This window comes from Iodobacter sp. CM08 (assembly GCF_033446605.1).
In the GTDB taxonomy this organism is placed as follows: domain Bacteria; phylum Pseudomonadota; class Gammaproteobacteria; order Burkholderiales; family Chitinibacteraceae; genus Iodobacter.
The window spans coordinates 1-4,520 of record NZ_JAWQUO010000081.1; the positions used below are offsets into that span (position 1 = coordinate 1).

The 4,520-nt window shown below is 41.4% G+C and carries 4 protein-coding genes and 1 pseudogene; all 5 read right to left on the bottom strand.

Annotation, left to right across the window (positions count from 1 at the left end):
* Positions 1–418: pseudogene (locus tag R6242_RS21975) on the bottom strand (contractile injection system protein, VgrG/Pvc8 family); the annotation flags it as partial.
* Between the two features lie 465 nt (positions 419–883).
* Positions 884–1,525 carry a hypothetical protein gene (locus R6242_RS21980; protein ID WP_318430991.1) on the bottom strand — a complete coding sequence of 214 codons (642 nt, stop codon included), beginning with the start codon at positions 1,523–1,525 and terminating at the stop codon, positions 884–886.
* 307 nt (positions 1,526–1,832) lie between these two features.
* Positions 1,833–3,158, bottom strand: a complete 1,326-nt coding sequence (locus R6242_RS21985; protein WP_318430992.1) for a hypothetical protein — start codon at positions 3,156–3,158, stop codon at positions 1,833–1,835.
* A complete protein-coding gene (locus tag R6242_RS21990; RefSeq protein WP_318430994.1) occupies positions 3,155–4,057 on the bottom strand; it encodes a hypothetical protein in 903 nt (300 codons plus the stop codon). The genes R6242_RS21985 and R6242_RS21990 overlap by 4 nt, the downstream gene beginning before the upstream one ends.
* A partial coding sequence (locus R6242_RS21995; protein ID WP_318430996.1) for a DUF2345 domain-containing protein occupies positions 4,054–4,520 on the bottom strand: 467 nt, incomplete at its 5' end. The genes R6242_RS21990 and R6242_RS21995, both read right to left, overlap by 4 nt.

Here is a 4,520-nt window from a genome sequence, read left to right on the forward strand (position 1 = left end):
ATACGCTGCCACTGCCCGCTTGCCGTTGGCTGGTCCATTCGGTAAGGGCATCTGATTCTTCTGTCGCGTCAGCGCGATGAAAGCGCACTTGGCTGTCTTGTGCCTCCGGCACAGAAAAAGCATCGTCAAACACCACTAACTGCACCTGCGGCGAATCTCCGGACAGATGCTCAAAGCGCCATGCCAAGCCTTCTTCGTGCATTAAGCGCACTAAAAAATCAAAGTCGGACTCTCGGTATTGCAGGCAATAAGAGCGTGGCGCGTGCTGGCCAGATAGCTTGAAATCCAGCGTCTGCACCGCAGCAAACACCGAGTTTTTAGCTTGATGCTCACTTAAAACCTGTTTAATGATGTCGGGCACGCTTATGTCTTGAAACACGCGTGAAGTACGGCGGTGGCGCAGCAAGGCAAACGGCGGCGCAGAGGCTCAGTTTCTTTTTAGAGATGCATTGTTTAACAAGAAACTCTTTGCACTGATCGCACGGGGCTAAAGGGCTGAACTACTATTTACCAATACCCCGCTATTTATATATCAGAAAAAGAAGGAAAACAAAGACAAAGCGCAGCCTTGCCTTTGTTTTATTTTTTACTTTATATTTTTAAAGATCTAAAAAATCAAGTTATTGATCTAACTCTTGGCGACCTAGATACATGGCATGTTTACCCAATTGTAGTCTGTCGCTAACTGTTACCAAATAAAACATTCCTAATTATGTTTCTTGCTCTGGAACCCTTGATTTAGTTGCTTGTACGGCGTAGTTACTTCGGATAGTTCAATTGGTGGAACGCCCTTATACCATGCATAATTTACTCAGTCCGGATAATGGCCGTATGAGTGCTTGACTGAGCAAGGGGCATAATTAGGGAAACATTTAATAGTCAATTAAAATGCGCCTTTCCATTCTTTTCGCCCAATCACATCTGGGCGAATGTTAAATAATTTTCTCAATTTCAAATTAGTACATAGATCAACAGAATCATATTCACTATATGCCCGCCACCGGCCACCTTCCTGAACCTCTGATTTACACGCAATAATTCGCAATGCATTCGCCTCAACTGGTTGCAGAGTAAGATTTATACGAACAGGCTCAGGTAATTTTCTCGCTTTACCTCGAGGTTTTCCAAAAAAATTAATATAATTTGGATAATATTGTGTTGTTTGTAAGGTCCAGCCCCCATTTGCATTGCAGGCAGTGGAATTGGACGACTCCGCCCTTATCGACAAAGTCTCATATTGATCATCAAGTCCATTACCAATTGTTCTACTAAAGATCAATTGATCATTATTTTTTACTAAAGCGACAGAAAACCCTAAAGTTGTTGCGGCCCAGTTTGACTCCGATCTTTTCAAACTTTCAAACACATTGGCATGATTCCCGTCTTTCCCTATTACACTTGCATTATTATCAGTTACATAAACACCATCAACAATTGGTCCACATGCAGCTTCAGCAAAAAAAGCAACTGACAATAGCAGAGCACTACATGCAACTAGATGAATTTTTTCATAGTTAAATTTCATGGCTGTGGGATCTCTAAATGGCAGGCAGGCCCGCCTTTTACTTTCCTCGGAATAATAAATTTCTCTAATAATCCTTGGGATAATAACTGGGGTCAGAGCAAACTTAAATCCTACTATGCTTCATATTTTCAGGAACAATAAAAGTAGATTTAACTTTACTCTGACCCCGTTCATTTTATTATTTTATTATTTATTTACTCTATTTCATATAATGCATATTCCAATACAGCGCTTATTTACATCGCCAATTAAAAACCAAGCAAAGTTAACTTTTATTTAATATCAAAAAACATATTACAATGGCAAATCATAATTTACGCCAATATAAAGAGTAAGTTTCATACTTCCAAATTCGGCTAGCTTCAGCTTCGTAATACCAAGCATAAGCTGATCCATCAACTACTTCACTCCACGTATGGCCTTTATCCTTACTAATTAAAGTCATTGAATCAGGTAAAATCTGGCCTTCCGTTTTTTTATCGGCAGCCAAGATCAGCTCATCATGTGGCCCCACAAATAGAGCCCCGGGCTTCACATACTCTAAAAAAGAATGTCGCAATAACTCTTTACCCTGCTTAAGCAAAACGTAATTAGCCTCACGAACACGCTTTGAGTCACCTTTTTTTTGCCCATCAATAGGCAAACCTTGCAACGTAATAAGATGCTGCTCGCCTTCCTGATTTGCTTTTATATCTCTAACTACTTGCAATGGTAAAATACTTTCCGGCTGAAGCCACTTGGTAATTAAATCTTTTTCAGTAATATTCCATGGCAAAGCATAAACCAGACTGGAATTACTAATTCTGCCCCTAAACAATTGAGCATCTTTTACAAAAAATGCCAAGCGCAATGTACCGTCTAAAGCCAGATCAAAAGCATTAAATTTTGCTCGTGTTTCTTTAACCCATGGCGAAAATCCATTGCCATCAGGGCTAGGCATCAATTGCTGATTAGTCCACTTTGGCAAATTAATTTCCTGCCAATGCTCTCCAGCATCCTCTGTACGCCACACACGCATTCCCGAGCCAATTAAGTAGCCACGCTTCCCATCCGGCAAGAATAAAGGTTGACCAGCATCACTCCGCTCTGGCCACTCCAATTGCTTCCATTGCAGTCCACCATCAATCGACTTCCATAGGGTGTGCCATGTTTGACCATATCCGTCAGCCCCATTAGGCAGATGATAATCCATCCAATTGGTCGTCACATATAGCGTCTGCCAATCTGGAGAGACCCACCAAGCCCCATTTTGGCCGCGTTGCTCAAAAATACGCTTAACGTCGTTATCTATTGTGCCGCGCAATAAACGAATCGTAGAGCGATTTATCGTCTCAGCAATATCATTCATCCAAGGCTCAGTCACTTGAGAAACCTCAGGCTTCTGACGGTTAGGATCTAGCGGTTCTTTAAATTTAATTTCAGCCTGAATTGGTTTAAAAACAAGCAGCTCCCGCCCTTTTACGCGCAAATCACCGCCACCATATGGTTTGTCATTGCGCATGATTTCTTTTTCAAACGTCCACATAGAAAATGCCTTGTATAACCCATAAATAGATGCAATTAAAATTGCCAAACAAAAAAAACCTAATAACAGCCATTTTACTAATTTCATCATGATTGAAATAAGTTTCATTTAAACGGTTCCATCAACCGGTTTAATGCCTTATCAAATGCACCTTTTGTAGAATTCCAAACATTTTTGCCCATATCTTTACCAACCTCAGCCCCACTAAGCATGGCTTGTTTCCAAGTGGCAGAATCAGTCCACTCCTCAATATTGGGCTGTCCACCAATTAAAACCAAATCACTAATAGGCAAATCTGCCAATCCCGCATCCAAATATGCCGGTACATGTGTTGCAAATGCAAATGCTCGAAACTTATCTGAATCAAGCTCCAATTCATGCCGTGGGGCATCCATTTCCACAGTTTGATTGGGGTAACGTTTGCACGGCACGACAACAACGCCACCGCCCATGTTTTTCTGTAAACCTATTTCCATATTTCTCTGAAGTAACCTACGACCATTTTCTAACCATTTTTTTCCAGCGGGGCTTAACTGAGGTAAAAGCTTATCTCCATAAATAGAACAATAATAATAACCATAGCCAATATAATAATCAGGGGGCTGATGGTCACATCCAATATGTCGCATCATAAAGCTGGCATGCCGAGACCAGTTTTCATCTGAACTATTAGCTACAATTAATTTATCACGATTTAAAAGAAGTTTTGATACGACCTTAACGTCTTGCCACGGGTTCCATTTCAGCGCCCAACCCGTTATTACGCGCAAAGGAATTATTGAAAAATTCAAAGCTGTTCCACCATATTCCCGCGTACTGACCCCAGTTTTTTTAACGTACTCCTCATGTAAAGGTCGATAATAAAATTCACATTTTCCAATAATACTTTCAGAGGCGGCAGGAACAATAGGATTACAAATTTTATGCTGTACCACAGGCCTGTTTTTATGACTATCAGGGGTATGAATGCTAGTTGATCGGGTAAGAATATCTTTACCATTGCTCATTTCTTATCCTTCAATATTTCAACAATAACACCATCAGGTACCAAGCTTTTACTTAGCGAAGTTTGCCCTTTTTCATCACTCACACCCTCTGCTAATAGCTGCCCCTCTAATGTTTTTAAACGATAGTGCACATGGCTAGCAGGCAGTCCTAAGCCCGCCCACTCAATTTGAAATGCTTGATCATACTTCCCATTCTCTTTTGGTAAATCCGCCATTGATTGAGAAAGACTAGTCCCCCCACTCAACTCATGACTCGCCCCCTTAATACTCACTTCCCCTGGGCAGTGGATTTCTATATTGCCACCTTTTAGCCGAATATAGCCGCCGCCTGAGGTAAGCAGCACTTCGTCCCCTGCGGCGATTTCTACTTTTTCTTTGCAGGCGGTGATTTTGATATTTTTGTCGGCGGTGATTTCGATGTCGTCGCTTTGCGCTTGCAGCTGAATTTTACCTTTGGCGGCGA